Source organism: Streptomyces narbonensis, from assembly GCF_014649015.1.
In the GTDB taxonomy this organism is placed as follows: Bacteria; Actinomycetota; Actinomycetes; order Streptomycetales; family Streptomycetaceae; genus Streptomyces; species Streptomyces narbonensis.
Genome location: NZ_BMSF01000012.1, coordinates 63,998 through 90,602, shown reverse-complemented (window position 1 = coordinate 90,602; position 26,605 = coordinate 63,998). Strand labels below are relative to the sequence as shown.

Here is a 26,605-nt window from a genome sequence, read left to right as displayed (position 1 = left end):
CATGCAGGTCGGAGTGCTGCGCCTACCTCTGCGGGAGCGGCGCCCGTGTAGTGGCGACCTGCTGTCAGAGGAAGAAACCGTGCTGGTCAGCGGCCTGCTCATACTGTTCGAGCCGTGCCTGGGTCCGCTCGGGGTCGGCATCGGCCATGGCCTGGAGCAGGGCGGCGGAGAGCATGCCGGGAGCCGCGTACGAGTCGAAGACCAGCCGTGACCCGGTCCCGGCCGTCAGCACCACGTCCGCCTCGTCGACGAGCGGGCCGACAGTGGGGTCGGTGATCAGTGCCACGCGCAGGCCGGTGCTGCGGGCGGCTCGCAGGGCGGCCAGGGTCTCCTTGGCGTGCCGGGGCATGGCGAAGGCCAGCACCCAGCTGCCGCCGGCCGCTCGGGCCTGGAGCAGCGCGTCGTAGGCCACGCTGCCGCCGCGGGTCACCACGCGGACGTCCGGGTGGATACGGCGGGCGGCGTAGGCGAAGTACTCCGCGAGGGAGACCGAGATGCGGAGGCCGAGGACGGTCAGGGGCGCCGAGCGGGCCAGCTCGTGGCCGATCTCCAGTACCTGGCTCGTGTCGGCGAGGAGACGACGGACGCTCTCCAGGTTCTCGATCTCGGCGTCGACAGCGGCCTGGAGCTCGTTGTGTCGCAGCTGCTCACGAGTGTCGGGAGTGCCGGCCACCGCGCTCAGGGCGATGGGCTGGAGCACCTCTCGCAGGGCGGGGTACCCGCTGAAGCCGAGGGAGGCCGCGAAGCGCGTCACCGAGGGCTGGCTCACCCCGACGCGTTCGGCCAGCTCGGTGATGGAGAGGAACGCGGCTTCGGTGAGGTGGTCCAGCAGGTACTGGGCGATCCGTCGCTGGCCAGGGGAGAGCCGGTGTCCGTCGAAGAGCGCGAGCAGCCGGTCGGCCGGCGCCAGCTCCTCCGGCCCCGGCGGGCTGCCGCCGGGCGTGATCGCGGCTGCCCGAGCGCGTGCCTGCTGATCCGATGGCACCGGCGGACCTCCATCTCGCGTCACTCGTGTCCAACATAGCCCACGTTCCGCAGAGAGATGATCATCGCGCCGACGCCGGGTCGAGCCGCGGCGCCATGGCGCCCGACGCCCGGCGGGACGGCCGGCGGCTGCGCGGTCCTCGTGGGACGGGACGCCGTGTCCACTCCCCTCCGCTGCGACCTGGTCGGTGAGCCGGGCGGCGACGCCGGATACGTCACCGCCTTCGCAGAACGGCTCGCCGTCTCCGGCAGGGTCGGCACTCAAGTGCCCCGTCGGGGAGGGATGGTGACCGGCGGGGCATCGCAGCCCGGCAGCTGGTGAGTGATCTTCCGTTCGGTGAGCGGCGCGTCGGGCCGGGCGCCCGTGCGGCGGGTGGGGTCAGGGCTTCGGGACGGTGTCGATGTGGGCGGTGCCGGTGCTGCGGAAGTCGTCCACCGTCGTCTGGACGTCCGCCTGGGAGACGGCCTCGTCTGCCTTGTAGTAGACCCAGTCGACCTTCATGTCCCAGGTGCGCGGGCCACCGGTGAAGGGGAGGTCGATGAGCCAGTTGCTGAAGTGGATGTCCATCCGGTCGCGCGGGACGTACTTGCCGGAGCTGGTGAACAGCTTCTTGCCGTCCAGGGAGTAGACGACCTTTCCGTCCATGGCGGTGATCATCAAGGTGTGCCAGCCCCCGAGGCGGCGCTTGACGGTGTTGTGGACCCGGTCCGGCGGGTCGGCCTTGTACCAGCTGACGTTGTCGAGCTGCGGACCCACCGAGCCCCAGCCGCCGTTCGGCAGGTACTCGAAGTCGAGCTCGCTGTAGTTCTCCGAGGAGTCCGAAGGAGAGATCGGGAAGAAGGTCTGGACGACGTGGTCGCCGTCGCGTCCGCTCGTGGGCTTGTCGCTGAGGTGGACCCGGGCGGCGTAGGTTCCCGTGAAGAAGTTCCGGCTCGTGGTCTGCACCTCGACCTGCCTGGTGCCCTGCTCGGTGCCGTCGGTGGAGGAGCGCAGTCGCAGGACCTTGCCCCCCTCGGCTGTCGGGTCGGAGGGGAAGGCGGCACCGTCGGCGCTCCAGGTGTCCTTGATGCCCGGGCCGCCCCCGCCGGTGCGGATCTCCCAGCCGTGCGCGGCGAAGGAAGGGTCGTCGGTGCCGGTGTAGTCGAAGTCGTCGAAGAGGGTTCCCGGCGGGCCGGTGGGCGTCGGCGGGGCCTCCTGTGCGGGTCCGGCGGCGTCGGTGCCCCCGCCGGTCGCGGGGTCGGCGGAACACGCGGCCAGTACGCACAGGAGGGCGGGCAGCGTGAGCGCGGTCCACGCTCGGCGACGAGAGGTGCGGCGGGGCTGGCTCACACGGGCTCCTTGGGGCGTAGAGGCGGTGACTGGACACGCCCCTTGCATGCGGATCACTCGCTGATCACATGAATCGAGCGGTCATCCTAGCGAAGGATTCAAGCCATCTCGCCTCGTGTTCGCGAGCCGGTCATCCCTGGGGCGGGAGGCGCCCGTTGAGATACCGATCCGGTTACGACACCCGATCGGATCATGTCAAATACGCACATCGCACACCAATCGATTCAGGCCATGCGCTACGGTCCGCTCTACGCTTCAGTGGTTTTCACACCCTGCACAAAAGGGCCACAAATAATGCGCCAAGTCGCCACATCCTCCGGGCGCGGACCGGTCCACTCCGCACAGCTCGGCGTGGCCGAATCACGTTATGAGGAGCCTGCTCCGGCACCGGTGTTCGTCGACCAGTCGGGTCTGCGCAGCCGTCTGCTGCGACGCTTCGGCTGGCCGGTCTCCGTGGTCGGCGCGATCCTGGCGGCCGCCATGGGCGGCAGCCTGATCGGCATGCAGTCGGACGCGCCGGCGATGGAGATACCGCCGAAACCCTCGTACATGCCCGCCAAGGGCCCCTTGGCCCCCTCCTTGCTCTAGAGGGCGCGGTCTGCGACACCCCGCCCGAAAAGTTCGGCCATCACGCCGAATATCGCGACATTCCCTGACGTATCGCGGCCATCGTGCCGGCCGGAGCAGAAGTCCGCGGGCCGGCCGACCGGGCCTGATCGTCCGCACCACCCATCTCCAGGAGCGCCCTTGTCCCGCCATCAGCGTCGTCGGCAGTCCCTGCTGAGGCCGCGCCGACTGGCTGCGCCGCCGCTGCGCTTCTTCATGCCGCTGTCCCTGCTGGCCTGCCTGCTCGCGCTCCTCGTCCTGCGCGGCCTCGCCACCAACGAGGCGTTCCACGACACCCGGGTCGCGGTCTCGGTGGACAAGACGACCGTGCCGGAGAACCTGCTCAAGGGCGGGCCGATCATCGACGCGCGCGGCGACAAGAACGACCGCCCGGTGAGCTATCGGGTCCCCGACCGCACCGTGGTCCTGAGCTTCGACGACGGCCCCTCGCCGGAGTGGACCCCGAAGATCCTGGACGTGCTCGCGGCCCACGACGTCCGCGCGGACTTCTTCGTGACCGGCGCGATGACCACGCGCCACCCGGAGCTGATCCGGCAGATCGTCGCGGGCGGCCACGAGATCGGCCTGCACACCTTCACCCACCCCGATCTCGCGTACCAGTCCAACGCCCGGATCAGTTGGGAGCTGGCGCAGTCGCAACTGGCGCTGGCCGGCGTCGCGGGCGTCCACACCGCGCTGTTCCGCCCGCCGTACTCCTCCGACGCCTCGGCGCTCGACGACTGGAACTACCCGGTGATCAAGTACGTGGGTTCCCACGGCTACCTCACCGCGTTCATCGACCGCGACACCCACGACTGGAAGCGTCCCGGTGTCGACGCGATCGTCAAGGCGGCGATGCCGCGCAAGCCCGGCGCGGGCGAACTGATCCTGCTGCACGACGCGGGCGGCGACCGTACCGAGACCCTCGCCGCGCTCGAGCAGATCATCGTGAAGCTGAAGGGCGAGGGATACCGGTTCACCACGGTCTCCGAGGCGCTCGGCGCCACCAACGCCACCGTGCCGGTGCACGGCTACCAGCTGTGGGCGGGCAAGTGCTTCATCTGGGCCAGCAAGGCCGCCGTGCTCACCGTGCCGGTGCTGGTCGCGCTGCTGGCCGTCGTCGGCTTCCTCAACTTCGGCCGGTTCGCGCTGATGCTCGTCCTCGCACCGCTCCACGCCCGGCGCGCCCGGCGGCGGGACGCGTGGGGATCACCCGTCACCGAGCCGGTCACCGTCCTCGTACCGGCCTACAACGAGCGCGAGTGCATCGCGAACACCCTCAACTCCCTGATCGCCAGTGACCACCCGATCGAAGTGATCGTCATCGACGACGGCTCCACGGACGGCACGGCGGACATCGTCGAGGCGATGAACCTGCCCTTCGTCCGGCTGATCCGCAAGGTCAACGGCGGCAAGTCCAGCGCGCTCAACACCGGTATAGCCGCCGCGTCGCACGACATCATCGTGATGATGGACGGCGACACCGTCTTCGAGCCGTCCACCGTGCGCGAGCTGGTCCAGCCCTTCGGCGACCGGGGGATCGGCGCGGTGGCGGGCAACGCCAAGGTCGGCAACCGCGACAGCCTGATCGGCGCCTGGCAGCACATCGAGTACGTCCTCGGCCACAACCTCGACCGCCGGATGTACGACATGCTCAACGTCATCCCGACCATCCCCGGCGCGGTCGGCGCCTTCCGCAAGGAGGCCCTGCGGCGGGTCGGCGGGATGAGCGACGACACCCTCGCCGAGGACACCGACATCACCATGGCGGTGCTCTGCGACGGCTGGCGGATCGTCTACGCAGAGCGCGCCCGCGCCTGGACCGAGGCCCCCGCCAGCCTCCAGCAGCTCTGGTCCCAGCGGTACCGCTGGAGCTACGGCAGCATGCAGGCGATGTGGAAGCACCGGCGCGCCGTGATCGCCCGGGGTCCGGCCGGGCGCTTCGGCCGGATCGGGCTGCCGCTCGTCGTGCTGTTCGGCGTGGTCGCGCCGCTGCTCGCGCCGCTGGTCGACATGTTCCTGCTGTACGGCGTGCTCTTCGCGGACGCTCCGATCACCCTCGCCAGCTGGGGCGGCTTCATCCTGCTCCAGGCCGTGCTGTCCTGGTACGCCTTCCGGCTCGACGGCGAGAAGCCCCTGCATCTGATCAGCCTGCCGATCCAGCAAGTGGTCTACCGGCAGCTGATGTACATCGTCCTGTTGCAGTCCACGATCACGGCGCTGACCGGTGGCCGACTGCGCTGGCAGAAGCTCCGGCGCACCGGCGAGGTCGCGGCACCGGTGGAGGCCTGACCATGACCGCATCCTTCGACTTCGGGAGAACCCAGGACACCGTCCGGCTGAGGATCCCCGCCGCTCTGCGACAGGAGTCCCAGCCGGTGCCGGAGCCGTCGGCACCGGCCCCGCGCAAGGGCGGCCGGGACCTCTATCTCGACCTGCTGCGCGCGCTGGCGCTGGTCCGTGTGGTGATCTACCACAACTTCGGCTGGTTCTGGCTGCCCGTCGTCTTCCCGTCGATGGGCGTGATGTTCGCGCTGGCCGGGGCGCTGATGACACGCTCGCTCAGCCGACCCGCCCTGGGCGTCATCCGGGGCCGTCTGCGTCGGCTGCTGCCGCCGATGTGGCTGTTCGGCGCGATCATCCTCACCCTGGAGATCGTCGACGGCTGGGGGCCCGACGCCGAGGGGCATCCCAACTGGTGGTGGGGCAAGCTGCTGTTCTGGCTCATGCCGCTCAGCACCCCGCCGTACGCCGAATCGCTGAACGGTTTCGACCATCTCGTGGGGCAGGGCTGGGCGGTGCAGGTCGTCGTCCCGCTCTGGTACCTCCGCGCGTACCTCTGGTACGTCCTGCTCACGCCGTTGATGCTGTGGGCGCTGCGGCGGATGCCGGTGGTGACGCTGTCCGCGCCGATCGTGCTGACGATCGTGCTGAACACGTTCTTCATCGACCAGGAGTTCCTCTACGGCCGGGTCTGGGAGAACCTCAGCGACTTCGCCATGTTCGGCTCCTGCTGGATCCTCGGCATGGCTCACCAGGAGGGCCTGCTCAGGAAGATCCCGCAGTACGTCGTGCCGTCCGTCGCGCCGCTGATCATGGTGGCCGGCTGGTGGTACCTGCAGACCCGACCGGTCGATCCGACCGTGCACACCGACATCGAGAGCTGGCCGATTGCCCAGGCCCTCTGGTCCTTCGGCTTCGTCGCCATCCTGCTCCACGTCAGTCCCTCCTGGGAGCAGTGGCCCCGACCGCTGGAACGCTGGAACGGCCTGGTCAGCCTGCTCAACACGCGCGCCGTCAGCGTCTATCTCTGGCACCAGGTCGCCCTGGTGGCCTCCATCCCGCTGATCGACCCCCTCTGGTCCGTCGGCTTCTTCTACGAGAACTTCCAGTGGCTGCTGACCAGCCAGTGGTTCCCGCTGTTGGTGGCGATCCCCCTGACCGGACTGCTGGTGCTGACCTTCGGCTGGGTCGAGGACGTGGCCGCGAAACGCTCTCCGCGGCTCTTCCCGTACCCGCGCCGCGTGCGGGGCAGGCGCCGGGCCGGCGCCTGACGGGGGACCGGGGTCAGGTCGCGCAGCTTCCGGCCGAGCCCCAGCGCAGGAACTGGGTGTCACCCGCGCCGTCGATGACCGCGACCGCGTACAGCGCGTAGACCCATTCCTGGCGTGCGCGGGATTCGGTGAGGACGGCCTGGCAAGCCACTGTGGCTGCCTTCTCCGCCCATTCTCCTCGTGTGGTCTGGTTCCATTCGGGCTTGGTGGTCCACACGTACATCACCTTCTCGTGTGGGGCGAAGCCGATGCTGGTGTTCTCGTCGCTGATGTACCGGGGGCTGTGAACCAGGCGGGAGTTGCCGTTCCACTCCATGAAGAGTTTCTGAACGGCTTCGGTGGCCACTCGGATCTCCTCCTCGTCGATGCTGGGAATCCGGGCCGCCTCCAGGCCGGCCTCGGTGGGCTGCCAGTCGGACTCCTGGCCGCTGCCGACGGTGTTGCGTTCGACGGCCTGTGTGACGCAGCCCGTGTTGGCGCGGAAGTCGTCCTCCCAGACGATCGCGGGAGTTGTGGGAGTGCTGCCGTCCACCAGGACGTACTCGTCGTAAGGAAGGTCCTTGTAGATGTCGGCCATCATGCGGAGGCTGTAGCAGGCATCCTTGGCGATCGACTGGATGATGTGAGGTGCGGGGGCCGGGCCGTTGATCGAGATGTAGATCTCCCGGCGGGGCTGGGCGAAGCCGATGTCGTACCGCGCGTCGTAGTCGTAGTCGGGACCCACGCCGAGACCGATGTCATGACTCAGGGCCGCCGAGGTCTCCAGTTCCGCCTCGCCCTTGGGGCGTCGGGCGGCGTGCCAGGTCGCGATCGTCGCCTCGTCGGTGTCGACGGACGACGGCGTCGGGGGTGCCGACACCGGGGGAGTGGTCCCGGAAGAAGGTGTGACAGGTGGATCGGCGTGCGCAGGAGCAGAAGGGTCTGCGAGGGAGGGCGCGGAGCTCGACGGATGCGCCGTCGAGTCGCTGCTCCGCAGTGCGAGTACTCCTCCCGTCAGGCTGCCGACGGTGAGGCCGATGGCCAGCGCGACTCCGAGGGCACGCTTGGGTGATCGGGCGGGACGACGCCAGGTCGGGTCGTCCGGCGTCGGTACTCCTGCCCACTTCGCCGCGACGAGGTCGGCGGCGAGGGTCGGGTTGGTGGCCGGTGAGACGACCAGTGTGGTCTGGGCCGCGAGGAGGCCGACGCATTCCCCGGCGACGCCGCTCGCGGCCGGCCGGTCGGCGGGGTCCTTGGCGAAGGCTCTTCCGAGGATCTCGTGGAGTGTGCGGGGGAGGGTCTGGAGGTCGGGTTCTTCGGACATGACGCGGTAGGCGACGACGTCGGGTGTGCCGGCACCGAAGGGCAGGAGGCCGGTGGCGGCGTACGCGACGAGCGCCGCCCAGGTGAAGACGTCGCCTTCGGGTCCGGCGGAGCCGGTGCGGTAGTGCTCGGGGCTGACCCAGCCGGGGGTGCCGGTCATGACTCCGGTGCGGGTGACGGAAGTGCCGTCCGCGGCATGGGCGATGCCGAAGTCGAGGAGGCGCGGGCCGCCGGGGGTGAGGATGACGTTCTGCGGTTTGACGTCCCGATGGACGACACCGGCCGCGTGAATGGCCGCGAGGGCCTGGGCGGTGCCGGCCGCGAAGGCGAGCAGGGCGGAACCGGCGAGGGGGCCGTGCGCCGCGAGGTGCTCGTCGAGCGTGAGACCTGGAGCGTAGGCCGTGGCCAGCCAGGGGGTCTCGGCGTCCGGGTCGGCCGCGAGGAGCGGTATGAGGCAGGGTCCCTGGACACGGGCGGAGAGCTGGACCTCGCGGCGGAAACGGGCGCGGAACTCGGGGTCGTCGGCCTGCGCGGGATGGATGACCTTGACCGCGACCCGCAGCCCCGCGGAGTCGAGGCCGGCGTGCACGGTGCCCATGCCGCCCGAGCCGAGGCGCCCGACGATGCGGTACGGGCCGACCCGCTTGGGGTCACCGGGGCGGCCGGGCTGTACCCGCCCGCCGGGGCGAGCAATGCTCACGGGGCATCCGTTTCTCTGTGGTGATGGAGTGCGTGGGGCCGAACTCACCAGTCGGAGACGCCATTCGGGCGTGAAGGCAGGATGCCATCCGCGCGCCGCCGAAACGAATGGAGCCGGTTCGCTCCCTCGGCTGCGGGCGCCTCTTCGGCTGCGTGAGGGGGCTGACGTGGGGTGACGTGATGTGACGTGGCTCATGGGAACTCGGGGGCGGGACGGTCCAGTGCAGAGCATGAACGTCCACTCGAAGAACTCTGCCTCGTCTGCCTCGTCTGCCTTGTCCGTCTCATCCGTCTCGTCCCTCCCGCCCCTCCCCGGCCGGACGGCGACGCGCCGGTCCGTGCTGCGCGGGCTCGGCGTCGCGACGGCCGCGGGTACCGCCGCGGTCTGCCTCCCGGCCGTCGCGGCCCACGCCGCGCCCGCCGGGCGGCGGACGTCCGGCGCCACCGGTACGTACGCTCTGACCCTCGTCCACCTGGGTCGCGACGGCGCGCCGACCACCGACTACCGCACCCTGCTGACCGCACTGTCCGGGCCCGACGCCGGAAGCGGCCGGCAGCTGAAGGAGCTGCCCGGCACCGTCACGGTCCAGGTGCCCGCCGGGCGGTACATGCTCGACGCCACCATCTCCACCAGGCCGGTGGGGGACGGGATCTGGGGGAACGACTGGCTCGTGCAGCCCCGGCTGGACGTCGACCGCGACATGACCCTCGTGCTCGACGCCCGGGTCGCACGCCCCGTGGACATCCGTCCGCCGGTCGGTGACGCCGTCTTCGAGCAGGCCGGGGCGTTCGCCGAGGTGACGTACGAGGGGGTCACCGCGTTCGTGAACCTGCTGACGAGGTCGCTCGACCTGCGTACGGCGCACCTGGGGCCGGATACCGAGCGCGGGGCCGTACGGACCTGGGTGGACTCGTACTGGAAGCGGCCGGGCGGTGTCTGCGCCCTCGGCTACACCTTCCGGGGCGAGCGGGCACTGACCGGTCTGGTCCGGCATCCGACGCCCGGCGAGCTGGCCACGCTGGTGGTGCGCGCGGGGGTGCCCGCGTCCGGCGGGGGAACGGCCCTGGTCGAGTTCTCGCCGTCGGAGGGCCCCTCGCCGGCGCTGGCGCTGGCGGTGCCATCGGGGGGCACCGGGACGTTCCTCGCCACGCCCGAGCGCGGCACCTGGGACCTCGTGTACGGCGCGCAGCCGGAGGGAGGGGAGGGGCCGGGCAACAACTACTTCGTCCTCGGCCGCTCGTTCACGCCCGGCTCCACGACGGTGCACACCTTCGACACCCCGGTCTTCGGCCCTGCCCTGGACTCCTCGCCCGGCGCCCGGCCCGTCGCGCAGCGCACCGGCGACACCCTGGACCTGACGGTGCCGCTGCTCGCCGACGGCGACGGCCACACGCCGTCCTCGCCCCTCTTCACCGCGTCGACCGTCACGCTGCACCGCAACGGCGCGCTGGTCGCGACCCGCCGCGGCGAGAAGCCGGGGCACGCCTCGTTCACGGTGCCGGCGGGGCGGGCCGCCTACCGGCTGAAGGCGAGCGCGACACGGCCGCGCGGGAGCGTCACGGCGGCGTGGACGTTCACCTCCGCCGCGACGGCCACCGCCACCGAACTCCCGCTGAGCGCCGTACGGTTCGGCCCCGAACTGGCGCTCGACGGCACCGCCCCGGCGCACACCAAGGCCCGGGTGGCGGTGACGGTGGAGGGCGCGGCCCGGCGGTCGGGGGTGCGGTCGCTGACCGTGGCCGTGTCGACGGACCGGGGCGCCACCTGGACGCAGGCGGCGGTGACCGGCGGACGGATCACGGTGACGACGCCGGCGTCCGGCATGGCGGTCTCGCTGCGCGCGAAGCTGACGGACACGCACGGCAACACCCTCACCCAGACCCACATCGACGCGTACGTCACGCGGGCCGCCACCGGGACCCGCTGACGTCGCGCTCCTCCGGCCGTCGGACGAGGCAAGGTGCCGGTTCTCGCCAACTCCTCTGTTCTGCACTTGGGTTGCTGCGATCTGACCTACGTTCTAGGGGCCCGTAGCCGTTCACGGTTTCGCCCAGGAGGTCCGATTGCTGCCCAGACGCATCCGCGCCCGGCGCTTCCCCCTGCTCGTCGCCTTCGCCCTCGGTTCGCTGCTCGTCGGGCTCACCCCCTGGCTCGGAGTGGCGAGCCCGGGGCAGCCGGGCGGCCGCGGCCCGACGCCTCCGCCGGCCTTCGGTCAGCAGACGGCGAAGTCGTCGCCGCACCACGGCGTGGCCCCGGCGAACGCCATGGAGCCGACGGCTCCGGTGCTCGATCGCACCGGATGGACGGCCACGGCGAGCGACGAGGAGACCGTCGGTGAGAACGGCCGCGCGGCCAACGTCCTCGACGGCGACACGGCCACCATGTGGCACAGCAGGTGGTCCGGGACCCCGGCTCCGCTGCCGCACAGCATCACCGTGGACATGCACCGCACGGCGGTGGTCTCGGCGCTCGTCTACAAGCCCCGCGCCGCCGGGGCCAACGGGCGCGTCGGCGAGTACAGGATCAGCGTGAGCGCCGACGGCACGAACTGGGGCAGTCCGGTGGCCACCGGCACCCTCGCCGACGACGGCAGCGCCAAGACCCTCGGATTCGCCCCGCAGGGCGCGCGGTTCGTCCGGCTGACCGCCGTCACCGAGGCGGGCAACCGCGGCCCGTGGACCTCTGCCGCGGAGCTCGACCTCCTCGGCGACCCCGGAACCCCGGCGGCCACCGTCGACCTGCCCCGGACCGGATGGACGGCCACGGCGAGCGACGAGGAGACCGTCGGTGAGAACGGCCGCGCGGCCAACGCCCTCGACGGCGACCCCGCCACCATGTGGCACAGCAGGTGGTCCGGCACCCCGGCTCCGCTGCCGCACAGCATCACCGTGGACATGCACCGCATGGCGGCGGTCTCGGCGCTCGTCTACCAGCCCCGGAGGGACGGCGTCAACGGGCGCGCAGGCGCGTACACCATCGCCACCAGCGCCGACGGGACCACCTTCGGCACACCGGTCGCCACGGGCACCTGGCGCGATGACGACACCGTCAAGACCGCGACCTTCACCCGCCCCGCCAAGGCCCGCTACGTACGCCTCACGGTGACCAGGGAGGCCGGCGACCGCGGGCCCTGGACCTCCGCCGCCGAGATCCGCCTGAGCGGACCCGCCACCCCGGGCACCCACGGCTCCTGGAGCCGGATCACCGGCTTCCCCCTGGTCCCGGTGGCCACCGCCGTCCTGCCGGGCGACAAACTCCTGGCCTGGTCGGCGTACGCGGTCGATCGCTTCGGCGGCAGCAACGGCTACACCCAGACCGCGATCCTGGACCTGAAGACGGGCAGGGTCACCCAGCGCCGCATCGACGGCACCCGCCACGACATGTTCTGCCCCGGCATAGCGATGCTCGCCGACGGCCGGGTCCTGGTCACCGGCGGCAGCAACGCGCAGAAGGCGAGCATCTACGACCCGGCCACCGATGCCTGGTCCGCGACCACCGACATGAACATCGCCCGCGGCTACCAGTCCATGACCCTGCTCTCCACCGGCGAGGCCTTCGTCCTCGGTGGATCCTGGAGCGGAGCCACGGGCGACAAGGCCGGCGAGGTCTGGTCCCCGGCCACCCGCACCTGGCGCAAGCTCCCCGGAGTCCCCGCCGCCCCGGCGCTGACGGCCGACCCGGCCGGCGCCTACCGCGCCGACAACCACATGTGGCTCTACGCCACCTCGGCCGGCAGGGTGCTCCAGCTCGGCCCGAGCAGGCAGATGAACTGGATCACGACCAGCGGGAACGGGAGCATCGTCCCCGCCGGCACCCGGGCCGACAGCCAGGACGCCATGACCGGCAACGCCGTCGCCTACGACATCGGCAAGCTGCTCACCCTGGGCGGCTCGCCCGCGTACGAGAAGTCGCCCGCGACCCGGCGCGCTTACACCGTGAGCATCGACGGCGACCAGGTCCGGTCCGCGCGCACGGGTGACATGGGCAACGCCCGCGCCTTCGGCAACAGCGTGGTCATGCCCGACGGCAAGGTCGCGGTGTTCGGCGGGCAGTCGTACCCCGTGCCGTTCAGCGACGCCACGTCCGTGCTGACCCCCGAGCTGTGGGACCCGGCGACCGGACGCTTCACCCCGCTCGCCACCATGGCCATCCCGCGCAACTACCACAGCGTGGCGAACCTGCTGCCCGACGGGCGGATCTTCTCCGGCGGCGGCGGCCTGTGCGGTGACTGCGCCACCAACCACGCCGACGGGGCCGTCTTCACGCCTCCGTACCTGCTCAACGCGGACGGCTCGCCCAAGCCGCGGCCCGTCATCACCGGCGGCGTGCCGCCACGGGCCGCCGCCGGCAGCTCGCTCACCGTCGGCACCGAGGGGCCGGTGGCCTCCTTCGTCCTGATGCGGGCCGCGGCCGCGACCCACTCCACGGACAACGACCAGCGGCGGGTCCCCCTGACCGCCACGGCCACGGGCACCGGCACGTACACGGTGTCGATCCCGGCCGACAAGGGCGTGGTCCTGCCGGGCACTTACATGCTCTTCGCCCTGGACGCCCGGGGCGTGCCGAGCACCGCCCGTTTCGTCACCGTCTCCTGACGGCACGACAGACAGCGGCGTCCTGCCCCCGCCCGGATGCACGAGCCGGGGCCGGGCGCCGCAACCAGGCACAGGAGCCGGGCGCCGCAGCCGAGAGCAGGAGCCGCGAACTGCGGCCGGGCGTCTCGCCAGGGCGTGAGATCCGGGCCGTCAGTCCGGGAGACCGCTCACAGGTTCCGGGCCGCGATGACCTCCTGCTCGGCCCTCTCGACCAGGAAGCGGGCGGCCGGGTCGCCGCCCTCGCGGCGTACGGCGCCGCGTACCAGGGCGAGGTAGAAGAGAGCCGGTGCGCAGGGGGACCAGCGGTCCTCCGGCTGGTCGGCGATGAAGCCGAGTACGGAGGCCGGGTCGGCGGGGACGAACTCGAAGCGGTCGTGCTCCCACTTGTCCGCGACGCCCCGGGTCCAGCGGAGCCGCAGGGTCTCCTCGTCGAGGTCGGGCAGCACCGCGCGGAAGAAGGCCGCCCACTGGTGGTTGTCCAGATCCAGGCCGAAGCCGAGGAGTTCGAGGTCGAGCGAGTCGGTGGCGTGGACGGCCAGCTCCTCGTGCAGGGCCCGCCGGGCCACGGCGTGCAGGCTGATCGGACGGGCGTCCTCGGGGAGGTCGTGCCTACGGGCCAGGCCTTCGTTGGCTGACGAGTTCCACCGCGAACTGTTCGGCCCGGCGACGTGGCTGCTGCGCCGGGAGAAGAGCATCTTCCCGTCCTTGCCGGTCTCCACCGCCACGTTGACCCCGAAGCTGCAGTTCATCCAGGCCGGCGCGTGGACCGGATCCTGGCTCTCCAGGTACTGCTCGCGCAGGGTCCGGCCGTTCTCCTGCCGGCGTCCGAGATTGAGCGAGGTGGTGAGGAAGTCGTAGTAGTCGGCGTCCTGCAGGGAGAGGGAGACCACGGACACCTCCTCCAGATGGGTCCGCGTCACGACCACCCGCTCCACGGCGAAGCGGTCGTTGTTCCAGCGGTGCGGCAGTCCGCGGGCCGCCTTGCGCAGTTCCTCCGCCTCGATGGTGTGCCGCCAGTCGCCGATCTCCACGGGGAACTCCACGCGCTGCGGCCGGTACTTGACGCGGACGTTCTCCTCCAGGATGGGACGGGTGCCGTCACCCTCGTAGATGTGACAGCCGGTCTCCCGGGAGACCACGGTGAACCTGTCCCTGTTCATCGTCAACTTCCCCTCAAGTAAGCTCCGTTGGCACAGGCCAGAGCCATTGCCGCAGACACCTTCATGATACGGAGTGATGTGGGAACCCACCTGTCGTCGGTCAAGTCCGCGCGCCGCTCCGCGTCGTTGGTCGGCACCGTCGCGGTGTCCGAATACACGCATCCCGACGACGGCATGCGGCAGGAGCGGAGGCGGCCGTACCTGGCGGACGTCCGCGACGAGTTCGCCGGGATCGCCCGTGAGCAACTGGGCTTCGGGGACCACCTGGCCATCGACCGGGGAGGAGCCACCCGCCGGAAACTCTGGGACGGGCTGGCGGACTTCCTCGCCCACGACGCCGAGCGCAAGATCCTCTACTGGACGGGCCACGGCGTCCATCGAGGGCCCGAGGGATACTTCCTCGCCTGCGCCGACAGCTGGGAGTCAGGCCGCTTCGACCCCGAACGGGCCCTGCGCCTGACCGATCTGGTGGACCGTCTGCTGCGCCCCGACTGCGAGACCGACACCCTGCTGGTCATCGACGCCTGCTCCTCCCACGACCACCTCACCGCCGCCCTCCGTCACGCGCTGGGCCTGGAGCAGCGGAGTGTGAGCTGGGCGCGACAGCACCGGGGGGCCGGCTTCGCCGTCATCGGCACCTCGGGGTTCGACGCGCAGGTCGCCGAAGGCCGCTGGGTGAGGTGGCTGAAGGAGGCCCTGGTCAAACCGGAGTTCGTCGCACCGGACCACGCCCGCCCCTTCGAACCCTCGGCCCTCTATCTGCCCCTGCCGTACCTGCGGGACGCGGTGGACGCCGAGGCGGCGGCCTCCGGTCTCGACGAGCCCTCGCAGCGCCCGGGTTTCACCGAGGTCCGCTCGCTCCCCAACAGCTTCCTCCTCAACCCGCACTTCCGGGACGGCGAGCGCCGCATCTACACCCCCGCGACGCTCGTGGGACGCAAGCCCTGGGACGAGACCGAACAGTTCGGCCTCGGGGAGGACGGGCATCTGCGCCGCCATTTCGCCGGCAGACAGCGGGCCCTGGCGCGGATCGTCCGGTGGATGGACACCCACCCGCAGGGGCTGCTCGCCGTGACGGGCCTGGCGGGGACGGGGAAGACCGCCCTGCTCGGGCGCATCGCCCTGACCTCGACGTCCGAACGGCGGGAGGTCCTCGGGGCGGAGACCGACCCCGCGACACTGCCGAGGACGGGCACGGTGCACGCCGCCCTGAGCTGCCGGGGCCGCTCGGTCCACTCGCTGACCACGGCGCTGTGGCAGGTGCTCTCGCACTTCGAGGAGATGGAGGCGCCACCACGGTCGGAGGGGCCGGTCACCCCGGAGCAGTGCTGTCGCGCCGTCGACACCCTGGTGACCAGGGCCGGCTCCTTGAACCTGCTCTTCGACGCGCTCGACGAGGCGCTTCCCGACCAGGCTCACGAGATCGCCCGGCACCTGCTCAACCCGCTGGCCGGCCTCTCGGGCGTCCGCGTCGTCGTGGGCACGCGCGCGCAGCCCAGGAGACGTACCACCGCGCCCACCGACGAGGAGTCGCTGCTGGACACGCTGGACCAGAGCGTCGGACCCGTGGTCCTCGGGGACGACGAGGAGGCACGCCGGAGCATCACCGACATGGCCCTGTCGGTGCTCGACACGGCCGGCTCCCCCTACGAGGGGCGGGACAGGACCGACAGCCGCGACACGACCGCCCGGCTCATCGCCGCGGGCAGTCACGGCTCGTTCCTGGTGGCACGGCTGGCCGCGGCGGAACTCGCCCGCCGGTCCCGGGCCGTCACCGAGCAGGAACTGGCGTCCTGGATGAGGTCCGGCGGCATGGACCTGCACGAGCGTCTCGCCGAGGAGGTGCGCCACCTCCAGGGGCAGCGGGGCGCGGGCCGCGCGCACGAAGTCCTCCGTGCCCTGGCCGTGCTCCAGGGACCGGGCCTGCCACCGGGACGGACCTGGCTGGCCATGGCCAACGCCCTTCGGGACGCCCGTACTTCGGAGCTCACCCTCGGCGACCTGCGGGAGGTGTGCGGGAGAGCCGGCGGCGGCATCGTCACCGTACAGACGGCTCGGCACGGCGACAGCAGGGCGTACACGATCCACCAGCTGGCCCACCCCAGCTACGGTGAGTTCTTCCTGACCGGCGCCGGGCTCAGTACCAAGGAAGCCCACCGGAAGGTCCTGGAGGCACTGCGCGTCCAGGTCGCGGGGGACTGGAGCGACGCGGACCCGTACACCGCCGCCTATCTGGGCTCCCATGCCGCGCAGGCGGGGCCGGAGGAGCTGTACGGCCTCTTCGAGGACGTGGACTTCCTGCTGCGGACCGATCCGGACGTGATGCTGCCGTTCGCGGCCGCCCTCGCCCGTGACTGCGACGAGGCCGCCCTGTACGGGCGCGTCGCCGGCTCCTTCGGCTCGGCGTCGTTCCCGCCCTCCCCGGACGCCCTGCTGGCTCGCAAGGCACTCCTGAGGGCCACCGCCTTCGTCAGCCATCGGGACGGGGCCTACCGGCCGCTGGTGAGGACGGACGGCTTCCTTCCCTGGCAGGAGTACTGGACGGACCGCAGTCCCGAGCCGGTGGAATGGCGGCGCGCCGCCCCCCAGGGAGGGGCCATGGCGCTGAGCTGGCGCGCCCGCACGGGGGCGGCCGATCCCATGCTCGGCGACACGCTGACCGCGGGCGGACGCGGGGAGCTCCTGGTCCTGCATCCCGAGACGGGCGCCCGGCTGATGACCCGTCGGGCCCGGGGGCCGTCGGGCGCGCGGGAGAGCGCCCTGACCGAGGCCCGGGAGGTGGGGACGGGGCCGCACCGGACGACCGTCGCCCGGGACGCGGGCGCCGTCTACTTCTGGAGCTCCGGATCGCGGCTGCCCGACCACGTCTATCGCTGGGGCGGCGCGGTGGGAGCCCTGGCCGCGGCCGAACGGGCATCGGAGACCGTCGTCCTGGCCGCGGACGGGCGGCGGATGTGGATGTGGTCCTGGAAGAGCGATCTGCCCCGGCACGGCAGTCCGCTGACGGACATCCGCCACCTGCACGTCGACCGGCTCGCCGCCCTGTCCATCGGCTCCCGCCTGTTCGTCCTGGCCGCCGGTGGCGGCGCCGAGCTGTTCGAGGTCCAGCCGGCCGGCACGGGGACCGAAAGGCTGCTGCGGACTCCGACGGATCTCGGCGCACTCGACGCGCCCGCCCGGGCCGCCACGGCGTTCGCCGAGCCCGTGCCCTCGCGAGCAGGACGCGGCCCGTCGGCGGAACGGACACACGGCGAGGCGCGGCGAGGCTGGATCGCGGTCGCCGACGGACGGCGCATCCGGGTGTGGTGCTGCGAGACGGACCCGGCGGCGCCCCTCGCACCGCCCGCGGTACGGCTCGTCCAGGAGCTCGAATCCCCCGCCCGGGGGCTCGCTTTCGGGCGGCATGACGACGACCTCCTCATCGCCGGCTACGAGGAGGTCACCGTCCGCGTCTGGGCCGTCGGCGGGACGCGGCGGGAAGCCGCCTTCCAGCTGGACGCGCCCCGGGACGGGGCCATGGCCTTCGAACCTCACGGCCGGGGGCTGCTCGCCGTCGCCGACGGCCCCGACATCCGCATGCTCGACGTGGCCTCGGCACTGGAGACCGGACACGGGACCCGGCGGCGCCCGAGCAACCAGAGACCGGCGGTCGTGCTGGCCGAGGCACCGCACGGGCCTCCGCTCCTGTGCCGTACCTGGGGCGACCGCGTCCTGGTGTCCCGCCCGGTCCCGGGCGCTCCGGCCGCCGCCCCCGTCACCACGCTCACGCACCAGAAGCTCGTGACGGCGGTGGCGGCGGTGCACACGGAGGGCGGGTGGGCGGTCGTCGCCGCCGCGGAGCGGAGCGTGCGGATGTGGCGGCTGTCCGAGGACGGCCGGTCCGTCGAGGCCCGGCACGACCTCCGGCTCGGAGGGGACGCCGGGGAGCAGGTGCCGTCCCTCGGGCTCGTGGCCGACCCCCTGTCGGCGCGGCTGCGGCTCTGTGTCCCGGACGGGGGGAGCGTCGTCCACGCGCAGATGCCGGCCGACGGGTCCGGCGGCTGGAGCGACGCGAAACCGGCGTGGGTGGGACTGCAGTGCTGCGGCGTCGACGCCAGGGTGATGCGGGACGGGACGTACTGGCTGGCCACCGACCTCAGCGACGGACTGCGGCTGTGGAAGCACGGCGACGAGCGCCGTGTGACGGAGCACCCCCTCACGTCCATGCGCGACGCCCATCTGACGCTGGGGGAGCGGTACGACCCCGAGGACGAGGAGTCGTTCCCCGTACTGGCTTGGGCGGACGGTGGTGTCTACGTGAAGGACTGCTCGGCCGGATTCGGGCTGGCCCCGCTGCGGCTGCCGGGCGAGGTGTCCAAGGTGACGGCGCTGGCCTTCGCCGGGCCTCCGGAGCGCCCCGTACTGCTGGTGTGCGACGAACGGACGGCGCGGGTCTGGGATGTGACGGCCCGGAGGTGGCTGCACGAACAGACCGTCCCGTGGCGGGGATACACCGTGCACGCGGTGGACGCCGCCCTGGACGCCACGGGTCTGGTCGTCGCGCTCCAGGGCAGGGACCGCTGCGATCTGATCCGGCTGCCCGGCCTTGGCTAGACCAGCACACCCGTACCGCACACAGGACCGAGGAGGACACGTTGGAGCACGACCTCGTGGTTTTCGTACCGGGATTCCTCGGCACCCGGCTGCGGAGGGACGGCAGGGACGTCTGGGGTGAGGGAGGCGAGGCCCTGCTCGGTCCCGGGACGTCCGCACAGGCCCTGGCCGGGCTGGCCCTCCCCGCCGGCCTCGGCGACGCGCTGCCGGAGGAGCGGTTCCGGCTGGCGGCGGATGAGCTGCTCACGGTGCCGGACTCGATGCCCGGGTTCCTCTCCTGCATGGGATACCCGGATCTGCGTGCGGCGCTCGGCGATCCCGTCGAGGGCCAGTACGTCCCCTTCCCGTACGACTGGCGCCTGTCCCACCGCCTCGTCGCCGCCCTGCTGAGGGCGCGGGTCCAGCGCGAACTCGCCCGCTGGTGCGAGCAGGTCGACCGGTACTACCCGGACCGCCCGGACGACCCGAAGGTCCTGCTCGTCTGTCACTCCACGGGAGGGCTGATCGGGCGCTACTACCTGGAGTGCCTGGGCGGGCGGGAGACGGCCCGCGCGCTCGTCACGCTGGGGACGCCTCAGCGGGGTCTGGCGAAGGCCGTCCGCCTCCTGACCGGCCACGCGGTCGGGGACGACGAGGCTCCGGGCGGGGCTGCGGGACCGCTGAACGAGGCCTTGCGCGACCTCGCCCTCACCCTGCCGTCGGTGGCCCAGCTCTTACCGGTCTACGAAGCGGTGCGCGTCGAGGGGAAGAGCCGGGCCCGCACCGTCGACGACCGCCGGTATCCCGTTCCCGGCCTGCCCACCGCCCTGGTCGAGGACGCGCTGTCCCTGGACCGGCACTTCCGGGAGGCGCGCGAGGCTCATCGCCACACCGACACCGACGGCCGTCTCCCGTACCAGGTCCACGTCGTCGGCAGCCAGGCGTTCCCCACCGTTCGGACCGTTCAACTCTCCGCCGATGGCTCCCAGGTGGTGACCCGGCCGGACGAAAGCCTCCTCGCGCCCGGCGACGGGACCGTACCCGGCGATGCGGCCTTCGCGGACTGGGCCCTCCAGGACGAGGCGGCGATGCGCTGGATCGAGTGCCGGCACGCCGACATGGCGAGTGCCGCCGCTGTGGGAGAGATCCTCACCGCCGTCCGGAAGGGCGATCCGCCGGGCGGCATGCTCGCGGGAGACGAGCAGATCTCCCTCTTCGCCCCCGACACGGCGGTCGCCGGAGAACCGTTCAAGGTCTCCGTCGTGGGAACCGGCCTCCGGGAGCGGAACGTGCGCGCCGAGATATGGCGTGTCGGGCGGCAGGGAAAGCAGCCGGTCGTCTTCACCGCGACCGGGCCGGACCTCTTCCGGGCGGAGCTGGAGGCCGGCCCTGGGAAGTGGGTGGTGCAGGCGATGGCCGACGGTCCGAGCCGGGCGGACCGCAGGGTCGTGATCCTCTTCGCCCGCTGAGTCCCCACCGCGCCACCACCGGTCCGGTACGTCCACGCCGACCCGGTGCGTAGTCGAAGGAGCCCCGACATCACCACACCGCCGAACGCCACGCCACCGAGCGCCACGAGCGCCATGTCACCGAGCGCCACGCCCCCGAGCGCCCCACCGCCGAACGCCACGCCCCCGAGCGCCACGGCACCGACTTCCCTGCGGTCGGACACCACGCTGTCGATCGACCCGGCGACCGACGGACCCGACTGGCCGCAGTGCGACCACCACGGCGCCACGGGCCGGTGCCGCGGCCGCAGGACCGGGCCCCATACGGCGTGCCTGGCGCACGTCGACGCCGCCCAGCGCGCCGCGCACCTCGCCGCGCTGTCCCCCGGCGCGGACCTGGACCACCGGGGCACGCCCTTCACCCAGAGCCTCCTGGACGACGTTCTCGCCGCCCTGCGGGACCCGGTGACCGGCCGGCACCTCGTGGGGCGGGCCGAGTTCGACGAGGCGCAGTTCGGTGGAGACGTGCTGTTCGACGAGGTCGACTTCACCGGCGTGGCGTCCTTCGGGAGAGCGCGCTTCGACGGAGGCGTCCGCTTCCGTGCGACCTGCTTCGGGGCGGACGCCCGCTTCGGGGAGATGGTGGTCGCGGAAGACGCCTGGTTCGACGGTTCGGACCTGCGTGCCGGGGTCTGGTTCCGTCGGGCCACCGTCGGTGCCGCCCTGCGGTTCCAGGTCGAGGAGGTCGGCGGCCGCGCCGTCTTCGACGGGCTGACCACCGGCGGGAACGCCGAGTTCACCGGCGTCGGATTCCGGGAACTGGCCGGTTTCACCGGGGTGGCCATCGCGGGCGAAGCCTGGTTCGACGGGGCGGAGTTCGACGACGAGGTCTCGTTCGCCAGGGCGGGCATCGCCGGGAAGGCGTGGTTCGACGGGGCGGTGTTCCTGCGGCCCGCCGACTTCGGCGGGGCCACGATGGGGCAGGACGTCTCCTTCGGCGACGCGCGCTTCGAGCGCGGCGCGGGGTTCCGCGAAGTGACGATCGGGGGAGACACGGAGTTCCACCGAACGGACATCCAGGGTGACGTCGACTTCCGGAAGGCGACCTTCCTGCGCACGGCTCGGCTGGGCCCTCTGGTCTTCGCGGGACTGCTCGACCTCTCCGAGGCCACGTTCCAGTCCGCGGTGACGATAGAGGCGGCGGCGAAGCGCCTGCGCTGCCGGCGGACACGGTGGGCATCGACGGCTGCGCTGCGGCTCCGCCACGCCGACGTGGACTTCGAGGACGCCGTCCTGGAGTTCCCGGTGAGCGTCGCGGGACGCTCCCGGCCGTTCGTCACGGACGACGGCACACAGCCGGACGAGACCGGTCTCACCGCCCCGCGGGTACGCGTCACCTCCCTCCGGGGCACCGACGCCGCCCACCTGCTGCTCGCGGACGTCGACCTGACCGACTGCCTCTTCGTGGAGACCGTGCACCTCGACCAGCTGAGACTGGAAGGGCACTGCCCCCTGCCCGAAGTCCCCGCGGGGATACGTCTCCGCCGATGGCCGCCCGTCCGCTGGACCCGCCGAAGGACCCTGATCGAGGAACACCACTGGCGTGCCGCCGGGCGGCACGCGGGCGGCTGGAACTCGGCCCCCACGGGCACCGATGTACGGGAACCCGCGGCCCTGGCTCCGGTCTACCGCCGGCTGCGGAAGGCGCTCGAAGACGGCAGGAACGAGCCGGGAGCGGCCGACTTCTACTACGGCGAGATGGAGATGCGGCGCCACGACCGCCGTTCGCCCCGGGGCGAACGGGCCCTCCTGTTGCTGTACTGGGCGGCCTCCGGGTACGGACTGCGGGCGACGCGCGCCGTCGGCTGGCTGCTCCTCGCCATGACCGCGACCGTGCTGGCGATGATGGTGTGGGGCGTACCGAAGGACGATCCCCGGCCGCGGAGCACCGGGCAGGTCACCGGCACCGGTTTCACCCTGACCACGGACAAGGCGGAGCCGGTCAACCCGGAAGGTCCGTACAGCCGGCGCCTGTCGGACGAACGGTTCGAGAAGGCCCTGAGGGTGGTCATCAACTCCGTCGTCTTCCGGTCCTCCGGCCAGGACCTGACCACGGCCGGAACGTACATCGAGATGGGTTCCCGCATCCTCGAACCCGCTCTGATCGGCCTCACGGTGCTCGCGGTCCGCAGCCGTGTGAAGCGATAGCGACGGAGGTGTGCGGGGGGTGACGAGGGATGGAGCAGGCGGGCGGTGAGCACGGCTGCGGTGTCAGTGCGCTGGGCTATTCTTCCGGCCACCGCACACCGACTGTAGGGATCCCGAGAATTGACCGGCCTGTCTGCTTTCCCGCTGCCCTTCCACGCTGCCCGTTCCCGTGCTCTGACGTTCGCGACACCCCGAACGCTGCGGGAACTCCAGATGATCCAGTGCAGCGCGCACATCCGGGCGAAGCCGGGGTGGTTCGAGAAGATGCACGATCCCGAGATCGTCGCCAGGTGGACGGCGGAAGCGGTCGCCCAGGGCCTCACCGAAGCGCAGGTCCGCTACGTGCTCGCCGAGCTCGCGCACTACGCCGCGCTGCGTGACGGACGCACCGGCATCGAGGTGTCCGCCGTCGACGGCGTGTGGCACTCGGACACGCTCGTCGACGACAAGCTCAACTCCCGGCTGAGCGAGGCCGTTCGTGTTCTGGAGGAGGTCCCCGAAGCGGAACGGGACTGGCATCCGGGATCCGGCGGGCAGGTGCTGGATCTGGTGCACCCCTCGCTGTTCTGCCTGGTGAGGGAGGCGAGCGTTGCGCCCGATCGGGCTTGGCAGAACCCGACGAGCGAGTACTCGAAGTACGAGTTCTCGGAGAAGTTCCAGTGGCTGCCGACGGACGTCGACGTCAGCGACGAGGGCGATGTCGCCTTCCGTTCGTACGTCAACAACGTCCACCCCGAGCGGCATCACGAACTGGCCTCCGTCCTGCCGGACTTGTTCGCGCGCATGCGTCCGCTGCTGGAGAACGTGCTGACCGATCTGCGCCATCCGCGGCCGCTGCGGATCGAGGCCGATCCTTACGGGTGGTACGACTCGGAGCCGAAGTATCCGGTGAAGGCCGACTACAGCGACGAAGGGGCCTTCGCGGAGGCCGTTCATCTCTGGGGCGAGGCTCAGGACGACTGGTGGGACACCCGCCGCCCGGTCGTCCCGGACGCCCCGGACTTCACCCCGCCCGAGACGCCCGACGCATCCGCCCGGGTCGACCTGCGCGGCCGTGGTCTCCAGGTCATCGTGAAGCTCGCGACGATCCACCTCACCCCGGAGGACCCCGAGTACGCGGGCGGTTCCTGGCACGTCGAGGGGATGCTGAACGAGCGGATCGTCTCGACCGGCATCTACTACTGGGACAGCGAGAACATCACCGAGAGCCGACTGGGCTTCCGTGCGGCGCTCGACGACCCGGACTACGAGCAGAACGACGACAACGGACTGCGCGAGATCTACGGCCTGGAGAACGAGGACGCGCTGAACCAGGTGCTGGGCTCGGCGTCGACGCCGGCGGGACGCTGCCTCGCGTTCCCGAACGTCCTGCAGCACCGCGTCGGCTCGTTCCGCCTTGAGGACCCCACCCGCCCCGGGCACCGCAAGATCCTCGCGTTCTTCCTGGTCGACCCCTCGGAGAAGATCGTCTCGACGTCCGACGTGCCCCCGCAGCAGCCGTGGTCCGACACCTCGACCATGACGTGGGAGCAGGCCAAGGACTACCGCGAACAGCTCATGCAGGAGCGCAAGTTCTTCGTCGACGAACACAACGAGCAGCTCTACGAGCGGGAGTTCTCCCTCTGCGAGCACTGACCCCCTCGGTCCTGCCGGAGTCCGGCAGGACCGTACCGGGGCCTTGGGTTCCGGACGATCACGAGTGGGTGCGGGCGGTCCAATCTCGAACGTCTTTCCGTGACGGCGCAGGTCAGCGGATCGTTCGAGCTTGGACCGCCCGCGGCGTCCGCGCCCAGGGGGGCGGGGTGGAGTGCCGCGGGACCACCTCCCAACTGGCCGAACGACCAGTCGGTAGGGGCCTGCCGGGGATCACGGCCGGAAACCTGCGACCACGTGTGCGATCACCCTCCGCGTCGACAAGACTCCGGTGCGCAGCCGATCGGCTCGCATCACCCCCGTAACCCGCGAAGGGACACCCCCGTGCGCTACTTCCGTACTCTCGGCGCCACCGCGTTCGCCACCGCGACCGGTCTCGCTCTCGTCGGCGCCGCCTTCACCGGCACCGCCTCGGCGGCGCCCGAGAGCCTCTACGCTCCGTCGGCGCTCGTGATGACCATCGGCGAGGGCGAAGGCCCGTCGTCCGGCACCGTCGTCCGCGCGGTCACCCTGTCCTGCGCCCCGACCGCGTCCGGCACCCACCCCGACCCGGAAGCGGCCTGCGCGGAACTGGCCTCCGCGGACGGCGACTTCGCGAGCCTGACGGACTTACGGGAAGACCGCCCCTGTACGCGTGAGTGGAACCCGGTCACGGTCACCGGAGACGGCGTCTGGGAGGGCCGGCGCGTGAGCTGGTCGGCGACCTACGGCAACCCGTGCGAACTGCGGGCCCGCACGGCGGAGGGCGCGGTCTTCGCGTTCTGACGGAATCCGGGAAGGGTTCTCCCCGGCGACGCCCACCGGCCTCCGTGATCGTGTCCTCTCCGTGAGGGCGAGTGGTCGCTGCCTGTTCGGCAGGGGATCGTGCGCTCAAGCCACGTCCGTGTTCGAGGCGGAATAATTCATGAACACGGTGGAATGAGTCCCCCGCTTCTCGTCTGAACAGCAGCGAACGGAGAACGCTCGTGATTGTCGGAGTCCTCAAGGAAGCGCGGGCAGGTGAGAACCGCGTCGCGGCCACGCCGGCCACGATCGAACAGATCCGCAAACTGGGGTACGGCGTGGTCGTCGACCCCGGCGCGGGCGTCGCCGCCGGCTTCACCGACAGCGCCTACGAGGCAGCCGGTGCCACCCTCGGCGACGCGGCGGCGGAGGACGTGGTGCTCGGGGTCAACGCCCCGACGCCGGCCCAGCTCGACCGGGTGCGGCCGGAGGCGACGGTGATCGCCCTCTTCGCGCCGGCGTTCGACCCCGTGATGGTCGAGGAGCTGGGCCGCCGTCCCTTCACCGCCCTGTCGATGGACGCCGTGCCCCGTATCAGCCGGGCCCAGTCGATGGACGTCCTGTCGTCGATGGCGAACATCGCGGGGTACCGGGCGGTGGTGGAGGCGGCGCACGAGTTCGGGCGGTTCTTCACCGGCCAGGTGACCGCGGCGGGCAAGGTGCCCCCGGCGAGGGTGCTCGTCGCGGGCGCCGGCGTCGCCGGTCTCGCGGCGATCGGCGCCGCCGGCTCGCTCGGCGCGATCGTGCGGGCCACCGACCCGCGGCCGGAGGTCGCCGACCAGGTGCGGTCGCTGGGCGGCGAGTACCTGTCGATCGAGTCCGCCGAGGTGGAGGTCTCGAAGACCGGCTACGCCAAGGAGATGGGTGACGACTACAAGGCGCGCGAGGTGGAGCTGTACGCCGCGCAGTGCCGTGAGGCCGACATCGTCATCACCACCGCGCTGATCCCCGGCCGCCCCGCGCCGGTGCTGCTCACGGCGGAGATGGTGGCGAGCATGAAGCCGGGCTCGGTGGTCGTCGACATGGCCGCCGCGAACGGCGGCAACGTCGTGGGCACGGTGAAGGGCGAGAAGACCGTCACGGCGAACGGCGTGACGATCATCGGCTACACCGACCTGGCGGGGCGGCTGCCGGCGCAGGCCTCGCAGCTCTACGGCACCAACCTGGTGAACCTGCTGAAGCTGATGACACCGGACAAGGACGCCCGGCTGGTCCTCGACTGGGATGACCCGGTGCAGCGCTCGATCACCGTCGTCCGCAAGGGCGAGTCGGCCTGGCCGCCCCCGCCGGTCCAGGTCTCGGCGGCACCGGCCCCCGCCGCCGCGACGGCCGTGCGGGAGCCGGCCCCGAAGAAGCCGCCGATGACGGCGAAGCAGAAGTTCGGCGGGGTGGCCGTCGCCGCCCTGGCGCTGTTCCTGGCCGCCGGGTTCGCTCCGGCGGCGCTGCTGCCCCATGTGACGGTCTTCGTGCTCGCGATCGTGATCGGCTACTACGTGATCGGTCATGTGCACCACGCGCTGCACACGCCGCTGATGTCGGTGACGAACGCGATCTCGGGAATCATCGTGGTCGGCGCGCTCCTGCAGATCGGGCACGGGAGCACGGCGGTGACGGTGCTGTCGGCCGTGGCGATCCTGCTGGCCAGTATCAATGTCTTCGGCGGCTTCGCGGTGACGCGTCGCATGCTCGCGATGTTCAACCGGAGCTGAC

General features: G+C 71.6%; 16 protein-coding genes. 12 read left to right on the top strand and 4 right to left on the bottom strand.

All coding sequences use genetic code 11. The annotated features are described in order from the left end of the window. Window positions 1-64: 64 nt before the first annotated feature. Entirely contained in the window at window positions 65-985 is a 921-nt protein-coding gene (locus tag IE124_RS23035) for a MurR/RpiR family transcriptional regulator (protein WP_189509839.1), read from the bottom strand. Window positions 986-1,141: 156 nt separating this feature from the next. Between IE124_RS23035 and IE124_RS23030 the strand changes: the two genes are divergently transcribed. Then, window positions 1,142-1,306, top strand: coding sequence for a hypothetical protein (locus IE124_RS23030; protein ID WP_189509838.1), 165 nt, complete (start codon window positions 1,142-1,144; stop codon window positions 1,304-1,306). A 57-nt stretch (window positions 1,307-1,363) separates the two neighbouring features. Here the strand turns inward: IE124_RS23030 and IE124_RS23025 are convergent, their stop codons facing one another. Then, the gene (locus IE124_RS23025; RefSeq protein ID WP_189509837.1) at window positions 1,364-2,314 is read right to left on the bottom strand and encodes a glycoside hydrolase family 16 protein; all 951 of its coding nucleotides are present in this window, start codon (window positions 2,312-2,314) and stop codon (window positions 1,364-1,366) included. A gap of 351 nt (window positions 2,315-2,665) precedes the next feature. Between IE124_RS23025 and IE124_RS23020 the strand changes: the two genes are divergently transcribed. From IE124_RS23020 to IE124_RS23010, 3 genes are all read left to right on the top strand, one after another. After that, window positions 2,666-2,902, top strand: a complete 237-nt coding sequence (locus tag IE124_RS23020; protein ID WP_189509836.1) for a hypothetical protein — start codon at window positions 2,666-2,668, stop codon at window positions 2,900-2,902. 234 nt (window positions 2,903-3,136) lie between these two features. Beyond that, complete coding sequence (locus IE124_RS23015; protein WP_189509971.1) at window positions 3,137-5,212, top strand: bifunctional polysaccharide deacetylase/glycosyltransferase family 2 protein; 2,076 nt, start codon at window positions 3,137-3,139, stop codon at window positions 5,210-5,212. Window positions 5,213-5,214: 2 nt separating this feature from the next. After that, window positions 5,215-6,474, top strand: a complete 1,260-nt coding sequence (locus tag IE124_RS23010; protein WP_189509835.1) for an acyltransferase family protein — start codon at window positions 5,215-5,217, stop codon at window positions 6,472-6,474. A 13-nt stretch (window positions 6,475-6,487) separates the two neighbouring features. Here the strand turns inward: IE124_RS23010 and IE124_RS23005 are convergent, their stop codons facing one another. Next, on the bottom strand, window positions 6,488-8,476 hold the full coding sequence (locus IE124_RS23005; protein WP_229832744.1) for a serine/threonine protein kinase: 1,989 nt from the start codon (window positions 8,474-8,476) through the stop codon (window positions 6,488-6,490). 274 nt (window positions 8,477-8,750) lie between these two features. Here IE124_RS23005 and IE124_RS23000 point away from each other — a divergent pair, with 274 nt between their 5' ends. Next, window positions 8,751-10,403 (top strand): serine protease, encoded by a 1,653-nt coding sequence (locus IE124_RS23000; RefSeq protein ID WP_189509833.1) that lies wholly within the window; start codon window positions 8,751-8,753, stop codon window positions 10,401-10,403. A 136-nt stretch (window positions 10,404-10,539) separates the two neighbouring features. Beyond that, on the top strand, window positions 10,540-13,071 hold the full coding sequence (locus IE124_RS22995) for a galactose oxidase family protein (RefSeq protein WP_229832742.1): 2,532 nt from the start codon (window positions 10,540-10,542) through the stop codon (window positions 13,069-13,071). Window positions 13,072-13,238: 167 nt separating this feature from the next. On the opposite strand, the gene IE124_RS22990 is transcribed toward IE124_RS22995, so the two are convergent. After that, window positions 13,239-14,231, bottom strand: coding sequence for a translation initiation factor 2 (locus IE124_RS22990; RefSeq protein WP_189509832.1), 993 nt, complete (start codon window positions 14,229-14,231; stop codon window positions 13,239-13,241). A gap of 78 nt (window positions 14,232-14,309) precedes the next feature. Between IE124_RS22990 and IE124_RS22985 the strand changes: the two genes are divergently transcribed. The 6 genes from IE124_RS22985 (at window position 14,310) to IE124_RS22960 (ending at window position 26,604) form a co-directional block, all read left to right on the top strand. Continuing rightward, complete coding sequence (locus IE124_RS22985) at window positions 14,310-18,824, top strand: ATP-binding protein (protein ID WP_229832740.1); 4,515 nt, start codon at window positions 14,310-14,312, stop codon at window positions 18,822-18,824. A 41-nt stretch (window positions 18,825-18,865) separates the two neighbouring features. Continuing rightward, a complete protein-coding gene (locus IE124_RS22980; RefSeq protein ID WP_189509830.1) occupies window positions 18,866-20,272 on the top strand; it encodes a lipase/acyltransferase domain-containing protein in 1,407 nt (468 codons plus the stop codon). Between the two features lie 45 nt (window positions 20,273-20,317). After that, entirely contained in the window at window positions 20,318-22,459 is a 2,142-nt protein-coding gene (locus IE124_RS22975) for a pentapeptide repeat-containing protein (RefSeq protein WP_229832739.1), read from the top strand. Between the two features lie 120 nt (window positions 22,460-22,579). After that, a complete protein-coding gene (locus tag IE124_RS22970; RefSeq protein ID WP_189509829.1) occupies window positions 22,580-24,094 on the top strand; it encodes a DUF4246 domain-containing protein in 1,515 nt (504 codons plus the stop codon). A 342-nt stretch (window positions 24,095-24,436) separates the two neighbouring features. Next, window positions 24,437-24,877, top strand: a complete 441-nt coding sequence (locus IE124_RS22965) for a subtilase-type protease inhibitor (RefSeq protein ID WP_189509828.1) — start codon at window positions 24,437-24,439, stop codon at window positions 24,875-24,877. A 200-nt stretch (window positions 24,878-25,077) separates the two neighbouring features. Then, the gene (locus IE124_RS22960; RefSeq protein WP_189509827.1) at window positions 25,078-26,604 is read left to right on the top strand and encodes a Re/Si-specific NAD(P)(+) transhydrogenase subunit alpha; all 1,527 of its coding nucleotides are present in this window, start codon (window positions 25,078-25,080) and stop codon (window positions 26,602-26,604) included. Window position 26,605: the final 1 nt, after the last annotated feature.